The following is a 17102-nucleotide window of genomic DNA, read 5'->3' as shown; positions in this document are numbered from 1 at the left end:
ATTATATATGAAAAAAATAACAATTATTCTATCTCTAATCATATTGCCAAACTGTAAAGGTCAAGATAGTAAATTAAGCGAAAGAATATCCGAAAATTTAAAAACTCAAAAAAATATGTTAACTGTAGAAAATATTTTGAAAGATCAATTAGAGTCAGGCTCATCAGGCTTATATGAGGAAACAGCTGATGGAGAAACATATAATTATAAAAATAAAGATTTAGAAGTGACAATTCCTATATTAAAGGAAAAATTAGAAATTTCAGGATTTAGATTTCTTAATAATGAAGATTTTAATTCGAGAATTAAAGTATTATTTGGAAGAATAATAAATTCTAACTCAGATTCAAAATATTTATATTTATCTCCAATAGATAAATGTGAAAGAGTAATCAATTTTTATAGAAATAAAAATACTGCTAGTGCAAATCTACCATCATATTATATAATAAAGAATATAAATTTTATAACAGATTTGTATGCACTACCAGAATTAATAAATTATCAAAAAGAATATCCAAATTTAGCTAAAATTGAAGATTCAATTAAAATTCATATAGTTAAAGATGGTAACAATGTAAAATTGAATCTTTGGAAAAATGAAAAAGACTTAGCAAAAAGAAGGTTTATAAATCAACAATTATTAATTTCCCGAAACAAATACTTATTTAATGACGATAAAAGTCAGTTTCCATGGCTGGTTATGCATGATGAATTTTTTATGCGCAGTTTGGTAACTGAATTTGGTTATACTGAGGATAAAAAACTATTGAAATGGGTGATTGAAAATACGGATTTACCACTATTTTCAAAGTTTGCCGAAACAAAACATTTGAAAGAATTGGGAAAACTATTATGGACCAAGGATTGTAATGGAGAAATACGAGTACATCAAAATACCTTGGATTTACTCAAAGAATTATCTACCCCACATGACGATTTATATATTCTGTATGTAGCAGAGTATTTATCAAATTATATGGCATCCTTTGCAATTAAAGAAGAAAATTTGACAATAGAACAAAAAGCAAAAATTGCTGCTTATTTATTGTATTGGGGAGAGCAATATAAATACGATAAACATTATGATTATAATCAAATGTTTATGACCCGATTCTATTACTATCATTTTGAAAGAGAGGCTTACGAAAAAGAATTTAAAAAGAATAATTATTACGGTTTACCTAAATTTAAAGAATGGTATGAGGCAGCGAAGAAAGAAAAAGATTATTTTAATGGAGGAGAAGGAATGGAAGATGATCCAAACCCTTATGATTACAGGCGTATTGCAGAACCAATAAAATAATAATCCCTTTTTAAATAAAATTTAAAATAAAGACAACTTTAACTTAGACACTTGTGCTCGAAAAGCACATTTTTTTGCACAATCTCGCGAAGAATCGGGCTTAGATTTAAAAGGAGCCTTAGAAGGTGAAAGTTTAAATTATGCTGCGGAAATTGTCATTATACTTTAAATAGTTCATACTGGGCTTGCAAAGTTTTTAAATGAGTTCCAAAATGAAAAAAATAATTTTATTGATTTGAAACTACTAAAATAAGTTAAACAATAAAAAAAAACAGGATTGACTCCTTTAACATAAATGTAAACCGAATCTGATGGATGGATTAATAGCTTAATTGAAAGTTAAATTAGGGTACTATTCAATCAGTTTTGAAAACAATACAAAACAAAAAAATAAAATACCCATTTAAAAGTCAATACTATATTTCTATATCTAATAAAATTTGAAATCAATTCACAACATTACATATTTTCCAACCCTTATGGGCACTTGTGATTTGATTTATACCATTATGATTTAAATTACCTAAAAGCGATTCACAACATCCTTACATCAAGTTGTTCACTAGTTGTTATTATGAAAACTCGGTATATCTAATAAAATTTGAAGCAATTCACAACACTAAGTATACTTCATCGTAATAATTAAAGTTGTGAATGATCACTAAAACATCATATTAAAAAAGCATTATCAGCATGACATCATCACTCTTTTAAAGACAAAATGATTACAATTTTGCAAATATATAAAAATTACCATTCTTTATCCAAGAATACTCTATTTAATTAAATATCAAACCCAACATTTAAAAAGCAAAATAGTCGAAATTAATGGGTTACCTTAAATGTTAAAAAACATCCTTTTTTAGAATATTTTTTAAATCAGTTTATATATTTGCATTTATGTTTTTTAGTAGTAACGTTAAGGATAAAAATTCTAAAGCAAGAGCAGGTATTTTGCAAACCGATCACGGAAAAATAGAAACCCCTATTTTTATGCCGGTTGGAACGGTTGGAACAGTAAAATCAGTACATCAAAGAGAACTTAAAGAAGATATTAATGCCCAAATCATTTTAGGAAATACTTATCATCTATATTTAAGACCGGGCACCGATATATTATACAAGGCCGGTGGGTTACATAAATTTATCCATTGGGATCGTCCTATCCTTACAGATAGTGGCGGTTATCAAGTATTTTCTCTTTCTCAAACTCGGAAAATCCAAGAAGAGGGAGTAAAATTTAAATCGCACATTGATGGATCGTATCATTTTTTTACACCTGAAAAATCTATGGAAATCCAACGATATATCGGAGGGGATATCTTTATGGCGTTTGATGAATGTACCCCCTATCCTTGCGATTATTCCTATGCTAAAAATTCATTGGAAATTACACATAAATGGCTTAAACGTTGTGTGAAATGGTGTGATGAAAATCCGGAATTTTATAATTACAAACAACATTTATTCCCTATTGTACAAGGAAGTACCTTCGATGATTTACGCAAATTTTCTGCAGAATTTATTTCCTCTGTCAATGCGGATGGTAATGCTATTGGGGGGTTAAGCGTTGGAGAACCGGAAGAAGAAATGTATCGTATCACCGATTTGGTAACTGATATTTTGCCTCTTGAAAAACCGAGATATTTAATGGGTGTGGGTACTCCATGGAATATTTTGGAATCCATTTCTTTAGGTATTGATATGATGGACTGTGTAATGCCTACTCGAAATGCCCGAAACGGTATGCTATTTACCTGGGATGGCGTTATTAATATTAAAAACAAAAAATGGGCGGATGATTTTTCCGAACTGGACCCTAAAGGTACTGCTTTTGTTGACCATGATTACTCCAAAGCCTATCTAAGGCATTTGTTTTCTGCTAATGAATTTTTAGGAAAACAAATTGCTTCTGTACATAATCTTGCGTTTTATTTAGACTTGGTTAAAACCGCTCGTAAACATATTATAGAAGGTGATTTTACAAGTTGGAAAAAATCGGTCATTCCGCAGCTAAGAAACAGATTATGATTACTATTTTAGACCGGTATATTATTCGAAACTTTCTGGGAACCTTGTTTTTCATGCTGCTTCTTTTAATTGCTGTTTTTGTAATTATTGATATTCAAAGTCATTATCAGGAATTCAGCGAAAACGGATTTTCCGTATTGGATACCTTAAAATTATATTATCCGTTTTATGTTATTTGGGCAGTAAATGTTTTTGCATCCATACTGGTTTTTATTTCTGTAATTTATTTTACGTCTCGAATGGCAAATAATACGGAAATTGTTGCCATAACCAGCTCAGGGACCAGTTTTTTCAGATTTTCACGACCCTATTTTATCGTGGGAATCATGATAGCGTTAGGTTCTTTCATGACCAATCATTTTCTTCTTCCTTGGGCAAACATTAAAAAGAATGAGTTTAATGTAAAAATTCTTACCGGAAACAAAAAAGATGCTTATATGGCCAATCAAAATATATCTGCACAAATTTCTCCTACAGAATATATTTTCGTTAACAGCTATAATCGTCAAATGAAGAGAGGAACGGGATTTTTATATCAGAAATTTAATGAAAAAAGAATATTGCTGCATGAATTACGTTCTGCTGAAATTTATTGGTCTGAAGAAGACAATACCTATGTCTTAGGCAACTATTACGAAAAGGAGATGTCTTCTAATGGAAATATAGTATCTTTAAAAAACGGAAGTACGTTAAAAAAACATTTTAATTTTACTCCTGATGAATTACTGCCTGAAGCATTTGTAGCAGAAACTATGAATACTCCTGAATTAAGAGAGTTTATAAAAAAAGAAAAGATGAGAGGTGCTAATAATGTAAATATCTATCTTAATGAGCTTCATCAAAGAACCAGCTCATCTGTAGCTGTAGTTATTCTTACCTTCCTTGCCCTATCTCTTTCTTCAACCAAAAAAAGAGGCGGATTAGGAATAAATTTGGCGATTGGTATATCCTGTGCTTTTTTATATATATTTTCTTTCCAAGCCTTACAAGTATTCTCTTCCAAAGGAATTTTACCTTCTTGGTTTGCAGTATGGCTCCCTAATATTATTTTTGGTATAATTACTTTAGTCTTGTATGTAAAACGCGCATACGCATAAATAAGTTAAACTACTATTACGATGAAAAAAAAGATTGCAAATTTTATAGCATTTATAATTGGTATTTATTTTATTATCCGTTCGTTTTTCTGGTATAACCGCTCGCAAGGTGATCCCTCACAAAATAATTTTTTTGCGATCGTTTATTTTTGCATTGGAATAGTTGCCATTATCATTCAATTAGTTGTAAATTACCGTAACAAAAAGAAAAAACAGTAATGGCAATCAATATTCTTCATATAGAAACCTCTTCAAAAAACTGTTCGGTAGCGATTGGAACTGACGGTAAAATAAATTCATATTGTGAAGAAATATCCCAAGATTATAAACATAGCGAAAATCTTCATTTATTTATTCAATGGGCTCTTGAAGGCGCAGAATTAGCACTTTCTGATATCCACGCCGTCTCTGTAGGAAAAGGACCCGGATCTTATACGGGTTTACGTATAGGATTAGCATCAGCCAAAGGATTTTGTTTTGGAAATGATATCCCTCTAATCTCCATAAACTCTTTATATATTTTAGCCGTTCCCTATTTAAATTCCGAGTACGATTATATTATCCCTGTTATTGACGCGAGAAGAATGGAAATTTACACGTCTGTCTTAAATAAAAAAGGAGAATATCTAATTGAGACTCATGCTCATATTTTAAATGAAAAATCTTTTGAACAAATAAGTTCAAAGAAAGTACTCTTTGTTGGAGATGCTGTTGAAAAAACTGAAAATTTCTTGAAAGAAACTTCATTCCCTTTGGAAAACGCTACCTTTATTAATGCTTATCCTCAAGCAAAAAATATGGTTGATCTCTCCTATAAAAAATTCCAACAAACCACATTTGAAGATGTTGCCTATTTCGACCCTCTGTATTTAAAAGATTGGAAATAGTTTTCTCAAATTAACAGTCCAAACTAAATCTTTATACTTTTCAAGTCAAGTTGATAGCAATAACTTATCTAATTACATTTACTCTATACTAATGTAGCCCGATATTTATAAAATGTTTTTTTATTTATAAAATAATTTCTACAATAGCATTACAAATTATTTTTTTATAATATTTTTTTTAAAGTATAGTAATTATTATAATAATTACTATATACTTAATTTACTATCATTAACAATAATACACTTAATTTTAATTAAATTAATTATTTAAAACAAGTTTTTATATTAAATTTCTAATAAATTTCCTAATATTAATACATAATATTTGTATTTTTGTATAGTTGTGTGTGTGTAATTAGTTTTAGTTTATGTTATTTAAATAGTTCTTATTATCAATTTATTATATTTATTTTTAAATTCTATTTAAATATTCTTTATTAATCAGATTACTTCATTCACTTTGATAATTTAATTAATTATTTAATTTTTTGATCAAAAGTTGATATATGAAACATCTATATTTTGTTCTTATTTTATTGCAAACTATAGGCATTGGATTCCTTTATTCACAAGAAAAAAATCCAATACTTACAGAATCTTCTCAAACACTTAAAGACAGAACCTACCAACATTTAATTATGTATGGACAAAGTTTGTCGACAGGAGCTCAATCGTATCCCGCTCTATCTACCGAAAATATTGAGGGAAACTATATGATAGGAGATCAAGTCTGGATCGAGCAGGGAAATACCCATTTCACAGAATTTAATCCGTTGAAAGCTTCCACTGCCATAATGTACCAAAATTATCCTAAAAACAGAGCATCCATCACGTTGGCGGAAACTCCTTTAGTTGGCCTGGTAAACCATTTACAATTAAAACAGCCTAAATCAGGGATTAAATACCTGGCTTCTTCCGATGGAGAAAATGGAAAAAGCATTGAAGCTTTATCTAAAAAAGGGGTTTTACAAAAAAATTATTATAATGATTATTTTTTAAAATCAATTGAATCTGCTGCAAATATTGCCCGATCAAATGGTTACAAAATGGTCACTCCGGCAATTTTTTGGCTTCAGGGAGAATACAATTATTTTACTCTTCATGATGATAATACTAGAGGTGCTACTCTTGACAAAAATGTCTATAAAAAGCTTATGGTTGAACTAAAAAATGATATGCAGAAAGATATCATGAATGCTTATGGGCAAACTAAAAAACCGGTTTTTATTACCTATCAAGTAGGATCATTACGAAATGATGATAATCTCAATATTGGACTTGCTCAATTAGAATTATCAAATACATATGATGACATTATAAATGCCGGCCCAATTTATCATTTGCCGCATAGAGGAATTCATATGGATGCCAACGGATACAGATGGTATGGTGAAATGTTGGCAAAAGTGTATTATAAAACCCAAGTACTAGGCGAAGATTTTAAACCTTTACAGCCTAAACAAATCTATCGTATATCGTCGAATTCAGTGGGGATTATATTTCATGTACCTCAACCCCCTCTTGTTTTTGATACCAATCTTGTGCAAGCACTTCCCAATTATGGATTTAAAATAAAGAATAACGGGGTGGAACAAAATATATCTGAGGTAAAAATCGATTCGAATAATAATACGATAATTATTTCTTGTACAAATGCTATTACCGGAAATGTAGAGGTCATATACGGACAGCAAAATATATATCTTAATAAAAAATTATTGATTAAAGCCGGAAATCTAAGGGATAGTGATAACTATCCTGCTTTTTTTACTTATGTAGATTTGGATGCTAAAAAGGATGGTGAATATATCTATCCAAGAGAAAAATCAGAAAAAACCCTAAGACCGGACAATGAACCTAAAGACAAGGACGGAAGTTTTTTACATGGCAAACCTTATCCGTTATATAATTTTAGTGTAGCTTTCAGTTATACTCTGGATGCTAATAAAACTTCAATCCTTATGCCCGGTTTCAGACCCAAACATGACATTTTATATGTTAAAAAAGGTAGTAATGGAGACGGGAGTTCATGGGAAAACGCTTTGGGGGAATTAGCTGATGCTTTAAAAATTGCTGAAGAACAAAATATAGATAATGAGATACTAATTAAGCAAATACGGGTTGCTAATGGTTCTTATTCTCCTTTATATATTGCAGGTGATGGTGGTAATGCTAATGATCGTTCTTTTGTACTACCGAAAAATGTAGAAATTTATGGTGGATTTGCAGGAACAGAAACATCTGTTAATCAAAGAGATTGGAAAAATAATAGTACTATACTCCAAGGTGATAATGTATACCATGTTGTAATTTCATCAGGAGATGCCGGAAAAACAGTTCTTGATGGTTTTACTATTAAAGGAGGAAATGCAAGTGTACGTAGCAATAATTGTATAAGAAAATATAAAGTTCCTTGTCACATAACAGTTAATAATAGTTGGATTTATACTGGATATGGTGGAGGTATTTATCTTTCTAATTCATCGCCCAAATTAAAAAACTTGATAATATCGGATAATAATGCCGTAGATGCCGGAGCAGGTATAACAATTGACGTATCTAACTCTTTCTTAAACAATATAACTATTACAAATAATAAATTAATTGGTAATAATGCCATAGGGGGAAGCGGTGTCTATACTCTTAAGTCATCTCCTTTTTTACAGGATGTATCCATTACTAATAACAATATAGAAACTACAAATGTTAAAGCAAAAGGTGCCGGAGTATATAATTTAAATTCAGAAAAACCTAGATTAAATAATGTAATAATTTCCGATAATGCTATTATTAATTATAAATATAAAAATGCGATTGGTAAAGGAGGCGGTATTTATATTGAAAACTCAAACTTACTGTTAACAAATTCTCTAGTCGTTAGAAATAAATCCGGCGAAGGAGGAGGTATTTATATCGAACGTTCAAATGAATCTGAATTTACAAATGTTACCATTTCAGATAATGAAGTTTCGGCTAATAAAGGCAGTGGTTTATATTGTAATGATGCAAACCCTACAATTTACAATAGTATAATTTGGGGTAACAAACCCAATACAACCTCTAATGAAGAAGGTCTAAAACCTATTTTTAACTATAGCTTAATTCAGTATAATTTTTCCACTGATAATTTTAATTTAAGCGGTCAAACTGATCCTTTATTCGAAGACGGATATAAATTAAATCCAAACAGCCCGGTTATAAATAAGGGTAATAATGAATATATAATATCGACGAATAAAGACTTAGACAACAGCCCTCGAATTGTTAACAAAACCGTAGATATAGGTGCTTATGAATATCAAAATGAAGCTTCATGTAACAGCTTTAAAGATATTACCATTAATGACACAGAAGTAACTTATGATGGAAAAACTAAAGAATTTTTTTTAAATGAACTTCCAAGTCATATAAGTGCAGAAATCAAATATAAAGGTATCGGAAATACTTCTTATAATGAAAGTTCTGACGCACCTATTGATGCCGGAACTTATTTAGTGATCGTTCAATTAAAAAATAATTCTGAATCAACCGATTGCGAAATAACTCTTACAGCAAATTTGACAATTAAAAAAGCTATAACTGAAATTGTCTCGGATGATTTATATACCTACACTTACGATGGAAAAGAAAAGAAAGTATTCGCTTCCCATAATCATACTGATTCTTCAATTACCTATGAACCTCAACAAGAATATGTAAATGTCGGAGGGTATACCATAACAGCAAAATCTGCTGAAACAAAAAATTACCTTGCCGCAAAAAAAGATATTATATTAGTTATAGAAAAGGCAAACTTTACTAATATATCATTACCTGAAATGAGTGTTACTTATGATGGTTTAGAAAAATCTATGGAGGTTACCGGAACTGTACCGGCAGAAACCGATATAGTGTATGAATACGAAGGCATTAATGCAACATCCTACCCTAAACAAAAAAATAAACCTGTAAATAGTGGTACTTACCTTGTAACGGCAACAGTAAGTAACCCTAATTATAATACCCTGTTGATACAAGGTAAATTACTAATTAATAAGGCAAATTTTAACGGTATTAAACTTAATGAGAAAGTAACTACTTACAATGGTGATAAACATAATAATGTTATCACTGTTTCAGATAAACTTCCCAACAATACCGAAATAAAATATGAATACGAAGGAGTTAAACATACTTCATATCCTAAAAATACAGAAGAACCGATCAATTCCGGTACATACCAGGTGACAGCCACTATAACAAACAGTAATTATAATACACTGATTCTAAACAACAACCTTATAATAAACAAAGCTGAAGCAATTATTAAAGCTGAAGACGAACAAAGTTTTATTTATGATGGTAATGAAAAAAATATAAGTGCCACTCTTAATCATTCGGAAAGCCAACTTCAATATTTACCTAAAAATAAATACATTAATGCAGGAGACTATGAAATAAACATTGAAGCTCCGGAATCAGATAATTACCAAAAGGCCAGCAAGAAAGTAATATTAAAAATTAAAAGGGCAAAAACTGTAATTACAGCCCAAAGCATACAAATATATACATATGACGGCAAGGAAAAAACTGTTACCGGTTCTATTAATCATAAGGAAACCACCATTGATTCTCATCCCCAAAAAGGATATATTAATGCCGGAGAATATTCAATAACATTAAAAACAAAACAAACCAAAAATTATGAAGCAGCATCATTAGATGTAAAATTAATTATTGAAAAAGCACAATCCATAATTTCTGCCGAGGATATACAAACCTTTTTCTATAATGGTAAACAAAGAAACATTTCTGCAACTTTAAACCATAACGAGGTAGATTTAACCTTTAGCCCTCAAAAAGGCTTTACTGAATCAGGTTCTTATGATATTGTTATAAATGCACCCGCTTCAACAAATTATGAATCCGTTTCAAAGAAAGTTAAACTTATAATTAAAAAAGCGGAGGCTTTAATCACCGCTAACGAAATTCAAACATATACTTTTGATGGAACAGTAAAAAATGTAGTTGCTCAATTAAACCATGACGAAGCCATACTAACCTATTCTCCACAAAGAGGATATACAGATGTAGGTTCCTATAAAATTATTGTTAGTGCTCCTTCTACCTCTAATTATGAAGCTGTTACAAAATCCATTACTTTAAATATTAATAAAGCTGTTTCTTATCCGTCAACGATTAAATTAGAAAGTAAAACATTTACTTATGATGGTAATCCACATAGTTTATTTGTTGAAGGTTATCCAGAAGGCACACAAATTAATTATGAAAATAATGATAAAATTAAAAGTGGAACATATACAGTTACCGCCACTTTAATACATAAAAATTATAAAGACACTCAATTATTATCTCAATTAATTATTAATAAAGCTCCTTCAATTATATCCGCTGAAGATTTACAAAATTTCACTTATGATGGTAATGAAAAAGTGGTAACGGCTTCTCTAAATCATAATGAGACATCCTTATCTTATTTTCCACAACAAGGATACAGTCAGGCGGGTAAATATACAATTACCGCTAAAGCTGCAGAGTCTAATAATTATAAACATTCTTCAAAACAAATCGTTTTAAACATTGAAAAAGCTAATGCTGAAATTTCGGCCGATGAAGTACAAACATTTACTTATGATGGAAATTTAAAAAAGATATCAGCTACACTTAATCATAATGAAACCGAATTAACCTTTTCACCGGTAAACGGATTTACAAATGCCGGAGAATATACAATTACCATTTCCGCTAAAGCAACTAATAATTATAAATCTGTTACTAAAACTGTAATTTTAAGAATTGAAAAAGCAGAGGCTTCCATTATTGCTGATGATACGCAAATATTTACATATGATGGTTCTGTTAAAAATGTAAAGGCTATTTTAAATCATAAAGAAGCTCATGTAACATATAGTCCTAAACAAGGATATACTGAGGTAGGATCCTATGCTATTACAGCTAATGCTCCTGAAACATCTAATTATAAAAAAGTTTCTAAGGAAATTACACTGAAAATTAATTATCCTAATAAATTCCCGGCTTCTGTGAAGTTTGAAAATAAATCTTTCACATACAACGGAGAACCTCATAGATTAGTAATTTCCGGAATACCGGAATCTACCCAAGTTACTTATAAAAATAATGAACATGTAAAGGCGGGCTCATACTTAATTACAGCGATATTAACTCATCCTAATTATGGTAAAGCAGAGTATACCGCTACCTTAACCATTGATAAGGCTAAGGCAAGTATCTCCGCTGATGATGTACAATCATTTATCTATGATGGTTTAGTTAAGAATGTGACAGCTACCCTTAATCATACGGAAACTGATTTAATTTATTCACAAGGTTATATTAATGCCGGGGAATATACTATAACAGTGAGTGCGCCTGAATCTGATAATTATAAGGAAGTTTCTAGAATAATTACTTTAAAAATTGAAAAAGCTACTACAATAATTTCAGCCGAAGAGATACAAATTTCCACCTATGATGGAACTGTTAAAAAAGTTAATGCTTACCTAAATCACAACAAAACAGCAATCAATTTTGTCCCAAATGAAGGCGGCTATATCAATGCAGGAACTTATAAAATAACCATTGAAGCTCCAGCCACCCAAAATTATAAGGCAGCATCCAAAACTGTAACATTAAAAATTAATAAGGCTGATGCTGAAATTATGGCTCCTGAATTCCAAACATATGATTATGATGGATCCGTGAAAAAAATCACTGCAAGACTTAATCATGACGAAGCGGTAATTTCCTATGCACCTCAACAAGGATATACAGATATAGGAATTTATTTAATTACGGCCAGTGCTCCTGAAACAACTAATTACAATAAAGTTTCAAAAGATATTAAATTAAAAATTGTCGCAACTAATTCATTCCCGGCTTCTGTCTTATTGAAAAGTAAATCGTTTATATATGATGGCAAACCACATAGTTTATCGGTTACAGGTATACCGGAATCAACTCAAGTTTCTTATGAAAACAATGGTCATACAAATGCCGGTTCTTACTTAGTTAAAGCTAAATTAAATCACCCTAATTATGGTTCTGCGGAATATACGGCTACTCTCACCATCGATAAAGCTCCGTCCATTATTTCCGGTTCTGATACGCAAACATTAACTTATGATGGTTCTGTAAAAAATGTGACAGCTACCCTAAACCATACAGAATCAAATTTAATTTATAGTCCACAAGAAATTAGAAATGCAGGAGAATATGTTATTACCGTTTTTGCTCCGGGGTCCAAAAATTACAAAGAGGCATCTAAACAAATAACTCTAATAATTAAAAAGGCAGTGGCAAACATTTCTGCTGATGAAACTCAAAAATTTACTTATGACGGTTCTGCTAAAAATGTAACAGCGACCTTGAATCATACGGAAACTAATTTAATTTATACGCCACAGAGCTTTATTAATGCAGGTATACATAAAGTAATTGTAAGCGCTCCTGAAACTCAAAATTATTTGGAAGTATCTAAGCAAATATTTTTAATAATTGAAAAGGCTAAGTCTGTTATTTCTGCTGATGACATACAAACTTTCATTTATGATGGTTCGGTGAAAAATGTCCAAGCCAATTTAAATCATAAAGAAACTAATTTAATTTATTCCCCTCAACAAGGATATATTGAAGAAGGTTCTTATGATATTACCATTACCGCTAATGAAAGTTCAAATTATTTATCTTCTTCTAAAAATGTAAAACTAGTTATAAATAAGAATTCCCTGAGAGTAGATGATATTACAATTGAAGATGAAGAAATCAAAATAGCACCGAATCCGGTTTCAACTACTTTAAAAATAGTTTTCTCAAAACCACTGACTAAAAAAGAAGTAATAAGCATTTATGATCTAATGGGTAGATTAATTATGGAAACCACCATTGCTCCGGGAGAAAAAATTAAAGAAGTCGATTTTAACGGTTATTATTCCGGTGTTTATATTATAAAATATAAAAACAAAGTATTTAAAATCGTTAAAGAGTAAAATAATTTTCAAATAACTACAAAAAAAGGATTCCTAAATTAGGAATCCTTTTTTAATTCTTCAACTATCAGTTTTGCCGTTCGAGAGGAAGCTCCGGAGTCTCCCAGCTTATGCCTAAGCTCTAAATAATTCTTTTTAATGTTTACTGCATTTTCCGACTCCAATATTTTAGTTAATTCACTCTTTAAATTATTGTAATTTAAATCATCTTGGATAAGCTCGGTTACTACTTTTCGATCCATGATTAAATTAACTAAAGAAATATACTGTATATGCTTTATTAATCTTTTGGCTATTTCATAAGAAATTCTACTGCCTTTATAACAAACCACTTCAGGCACGTTCAGTAAAGCAGTTTCCAGGGTAGCTGTTCCGGAGGTAACTAAAGCAGCTTGAGATATCCTTAATAAATTATATGTTTGATTGAAAACAATCTTTACATGTGAATTCAAAAATTGTTGATAAAACTCTATTTCAATAGAGGGTGCACCTGCAATGACAAACTCATAAGATAAAAAATCTTTTTCCACCGATAACATTTGAGATAACATTTTTTTAATCTCTTGTTTTCTACTACCCGGTAGTAATGCTATTATGGGCTTATCCGAGAGACCTTGCTCTTTTCTGAACTTATTTTGATCTAGTTCCGGTAATGAATTTAAAGCATCTAATAAAGGATGCCCCACAAAATCCACCGGATAATTATATTTAGCATAAAAATCTTTCTCAAAAGGAAGAATTACAAACATTCGATCAATATATTTTTTAATAATCTTTACCCTCCCGGATTTCCAGGCCCATAATTGAGGAGATATATAATAAAATGTTTTTATCCCTAATTTTTTCACACTTTTACAAATGCGAAGATTGAATCCGGGATAATCAATAAAGATCACACAATCCGGTTTATATGCTGTTATATCTTTTTTACACAAGTTAATATTACCCAGTATAGTACCTAAATTAGCCACTACTTCAAGAAAGCCCATAAAAGATAAATCCTTATAATGTTTAACCATTATTCCCCCTTGGGCTTGCATTAAGTCTCCTCCCCAGAAACGAAATTCTGCGTTTTGATCCTCTTTTTTAATTTCTTTCATGAGGTTAGAACCATGTAAATCTCCTGAGGCCTCTCCCGCAATTATGTAGTATTTCATATTTTATTTAAAATTTAAGGTAGAAAATGTTCGAACCTTCCTGCTTACTCTTGTAAAGATACGTTCTTCCCCTTTACAATAATCAATCTGTCTCCAACGTATTTTAAATTTCTCTTATACTAATTTTTAAAATCCTTTGATTAGAATGTACGTGTAAAAAATTTCTTCTTATAACTTAAACGCGGATAAAATCTTTATAAATTAAGACTGAAGAAAAGTGCTTACAGTTTCATAAAAAACTGTAGGATTATCTACTTGAACCCAATGCCCTGCATGGGGGATAACTACTGTTTTTTCATTTGGAAATTGTTGACGTATCGAAAACTCATCTTCCTTCAAAATATAATTAGACTTTTCTCCGGCAATAAATAAAGTAGGACCTTCATATTTTCCAAAAGAAATTGTATTATTAATTAACTGATTGTATTTTTCTTTTAAGGTTTTTAAATTAAAACGAAAGTCGAAACGGTTATCTTCCGTTCTGTAAACATTTTTCATTAAAAACATCAGTATTCCGGCATCACTTATATGCTGAGATAACATGTTTTCAACATCTTTTTTTTCATTTACCTTTGAAAAATCAACGCTTTCCAATGCCTTGAAAATTTGTTGATGATGTGGAGGATACGCTTTAGGAGCCATATCAACAACTATTAATTTTTCAACAAGATCAGGGTGTTTAACAGCGCATTCCATGACAGCCTTTCCCCCTAAAGAATGCCCTAGTAAAATGGCTTTATCTAATGAATAATGTTTCATATAATTAACAATATCATCAGACATGGTTGTGTAGCTCATCTCATCCGAATGAAAACTCCTTCCGTGATTTCGTAAATCGATAAGATGTACTTCATTGGTTTCAGAAAATTTTTTTCCTAAAGTCCCCCAATTGTCCAACATTCCAAATAAACCGTGAAAAATCAATAAGGGCATTTTTCCGGGATTATAAAATATTTTTGAATTTAAGACACGATTTTCCATTGAATTATCTTTTTTACAAAAATATGGATATTCTTAAATATACTTATTTTTTAAATAGAAACACAAATAGGATTTAATTTATATGTGAAACTTCATAAAAAAATGTAATTTTATACTATATTTTATCAACAAAACAATCAATTATTACATAACCAAGAAAAAAATTGAATACATGAATAATTCCAACAATCAGTTAAAAAGGAGTTTAACTAACAGACACATACAGCTCATTGCAATTGGAGGAGCTATCGGAACGGGATTATTTATGGGATCGGGAAAAACCATAAACTTGGCCGGTCCATCAATTTTATTGGTGTATACCATTATAGGTTTTATTTTGTTCTTTGTCATGAGAGCCATGGGCGAATTGCTCCTTTCCAATCTTAACTATAAATCTTTTGTCGATTTTACTACCGATTTATTAGGCCCTATGGCAGGTTTTTTTATGGGATGGACTTATTGGTTTTGCTGGATAGTTACCGGAAGTGCTGATTTAATCGCTATTTCCGGATACGTAGAATATCTTTTTCCGAATATGGTTGCGCCCTGGATTCCGGCCTTAGCTTGTATAATATTATTCTTATGTTTAAATCTATTAACTGTTAAGCTTTTTGGAGAAGCAGAATTTTGGTTTGCCATAATTAAAATTATTGCCATAATTTCCCTTATTGCAATCGGTATACTATTCATAATTAATCATTTCAAATCTCCATCCGGAGTAACTACCTCGCTTTCCAATATATGGAACGATGGCGGATTTTTCCCTACCGGTTTTACCGGATTTGTTGCGGGATTTCAAATCGCCGCTTTTGCATTTGTTGGAGTAGAATTGGTAGGAACGACAGCTGCTGAGACTAAAGATCCGGAAAAAACTCTTCCCAGAGCCATTAATGCCATTCCTGTTCGAGTTATTCTATTTTATGTACTTTCTTTAGCCGTAATCATGTCGGTAATGCCTTGGAGAACTATAGACCCCGACAAAAGTCCTTTTGTTGTTTTATTTTCTTTTGCCGGAATAACTGCTGCATTCAGTATAACTTATTTTGTAGTACTTACTTCCGCTGCTTCTTCTGCTAACAGCGGAATATTTTCAACCAGTAGAATGTTATACGGTCTTTCGTTAAGTAAAAAAGCACCTGTTTATTTCCGAAAACTTTCCAAAGCTTCTGTTCCTTCCTATGGGTTAACGTTCTCCTGCATCTGTTTGCTCCCTGCCGTACTAATCCTTTGCTATGGAAACGAAAATATAATGTATGCCTTTACATTGGTAACTACAGTAGCTACCGTACTTTTTATTTTTATTTGGTCTATGATCCTCATATCCTATATTTCATTCCGAAAGAGAAAACCCGAACTTCACCGAAAATCAAATTATAAAGTTCCCGGAGGTCTTTTATCCATTTATTTATCCTTATTGTTTTTCTTATTTCTCATTGTAGCTTTTTGGTTTAAAGAAGACACAAGACAGGCTCTCATTTTTACTCCTTTATGGTTTGTATTATTGGGAATTTGCTACTCAATAATTCCAAAACAAATAAAAAACCAGTGGAAAGCACATTTTTAGAATTTTATACCTTTTATCAAGTAAAAAGATTTTCTAAAAACAAAAAGTGATCTTTACTAATCATTTAAGATTT

General features: G+C 30.8%; 9 protein-coding genes. 7 read left to right on the top strand and 2 right to left on the bottom strand.

The genetic code is table 11. The annotated features are described in order from the left end of the window. Positions 1-7: 7 nt before the first annotated feature. The 6 genes from GYM72_RS09805 (at position 8) to GYM72_RS09780 (ending at position 13327) form a co-directional block, all read left to right on the top strand. Positions 8-1306, top strand: a complete 1299-nt coding sequence (locus tag GYM72_RS09805; protein ID WP_220264269.1) for a hypothetical protein — start codon at positions 8-10, stop codon at positions 1304-1306. Positions 1307-2206: 900 nt separating this feature from the next. Continuing rightward, positions 2207-3337, top strand: coding sequence for a tRNA guanosine(34) transglycosylase Tgt (gene tgt / locus GYM72_RS09800; RefSeq protein WP_220264268.1), 1131 nt, complete (start codon positions 2207-2209; stop codon positions 3335-3337). Further along, positions 3334-4434: an LptF/LptG family permease gene (locus GYM72_RS09795; protein WP_160557815.1), complete on the top strand. Its 1101-nt coding sequence runs from the start codon at positions 3334-3336 to the stop codon at positions 4432-4434. The genes tgt and GYM72_RS09795 overlap by 4 nt, the downstream gene beginning before the upstream one ends. A 21-nt stretch (positions 4435-4455) precedes the next feature. Next, complete coding sequence (locus tag GYM72_RS09790) at positions 4456-4653, top strand: hypothetical protein (RefSeq protein WP_160557801.1); 198 nt, start codon at positions 4456-4458, stop codon at positions 4651-4653. 5 nt (positions 4654-4658) lie between these two features. Then, a complete protein-coding gene (gene tsaB / locus GYM72_RS09785) occupies positions 4659-5321 on the top strand; it encodes a tRNA (adenosine(37)-N6)-threonylcarbamoyltransferase complex dimerization subunit type 1 TsaB (protein ID WP_160557814.1) in 663 nt (220 codons plus the stop codon). Positions 5322-5827: 506 nt separating this feature from the next. Then, the gene (locus GYM72_RS09780; RefSeq protein WP_220264267.1) at positions 5828-13327 is read left to right on the top strand and encodes an MBG domain-containing protein; all 7500 of its coding nucleotides are present in this window, start codon (positions 5828-5830) and stop codon (positions 13325-13327) included. A gap of 38 nt (positions 13328-13365) precedes the next feature. On the opposite strand, the gene lpxB is transcribed toward GYM72_RS09780, so the two are convergent. Both lpxB and GYM72_RS09770 read right to left on the bottom strand, forming a co-directional pair. After that, on the bottom strand, positions 13366-14484 hold the full coding sequence (gene lpxB, locus GYM72_RS09775; protein ID WP_220264266.1) for a lipid-A-disaccharide synthase: 1119 nt from the start codon (positions 14482-14484) through the stop codon (positions 13366-13368). A gap of 201 nt (positions 14485-14685) precedes the next feature. Then, a complete protein-coding gene (locus tag GYM72_RS09770) occupies positions 14686-15465 on the bottom strand; it encodes an alpha/beta fold hydrolase (RefSeq protein ID WP_220264265.1) in 780 nt (259 codons plus the stop codon). Between the two features lie 172 nt (positions 15466-15637). Between GYM72_RS09770 and cycA the strand changes: the two genes are divergently transcribed. Further along, positions 15638-17029, top strand: a complete 1392-nt coding sequence (gene cycA / locus GYM72_RS09765) for a D-serine/D-alanine/glycine transporter (protein ID WP_220264264.1) — start codon at positions 15638-15640, stop codon at positions 17027-17029. Positions 17030-17102 lie beyond the last annotated feature (73 nt).

The organism is Apibacter sp. ESL0404 (genome assembly GCF_019469245.1).
Taxonomy (GTDB): domain Bacteria; phylum Bacteroidota; class Bacteroidia; order Flavobacteriales; family Weeksellaceae; genus Apibacter.
The sequence above is the reverse complement of the archived record's forward strand: the minus strand, read 5'-3'. Positions and strand labels throughout refer to the sequence as shown.

Coding starts and splice junctions, on each gene's coding strand:
- GYM72_RS09805 (WP_220264269.1), top strand. CDS start 8: ATGAAAAAAATAACAATTATTCTATCTCTAATCATATTGCCAAACTGT.
- tgt (WP_220264268.1), top strand. CDS start 2,207: ATGTTTTTTAGTAGTAACGTTAAGGATAAAAATTCTAAAGCAAGAGCA.
- GYM72_RS09795 (WP_160557815.1), top strand. CDS start 3,334: ATGATTACTATTTTAGACCGGTATATTATTCGAAACTTTCTGGGAACC.
- GYM72_RS09790 (WP_160557801.1), top strand. CDS start 4,456: ATGAAAAAAAAGATTGCAAATTTTATAGCATTTATAATTGGTATTTAT.
- GYM72_RS09780 (WP_220264267.1), top strand. CDS start 5,828: ATGAAACATCTATATTTTGTTCTTATTTTATTGCAAACTATAGGCATT.
- lpxB (WP_220264266.1), bottom strand. CDS start 14,484: ATGAAATACTACATAATTGCGGGAGAGGCCTCAGGAGATTTACATGGT.
- GYM72_RS09770 (WP_220264265.1), bottom strand. CDS start 15,465: ATGGAAAATCGTGTCTTAAATTCAAAAATATTTTATAATCCCGGAAAA.
- cycA (WP_220264264.1), top strand. CDS start 15,638: ATGAATAATTCCAACAATCAGTTAAAAAGGAGTTTAACTAACAGACAC.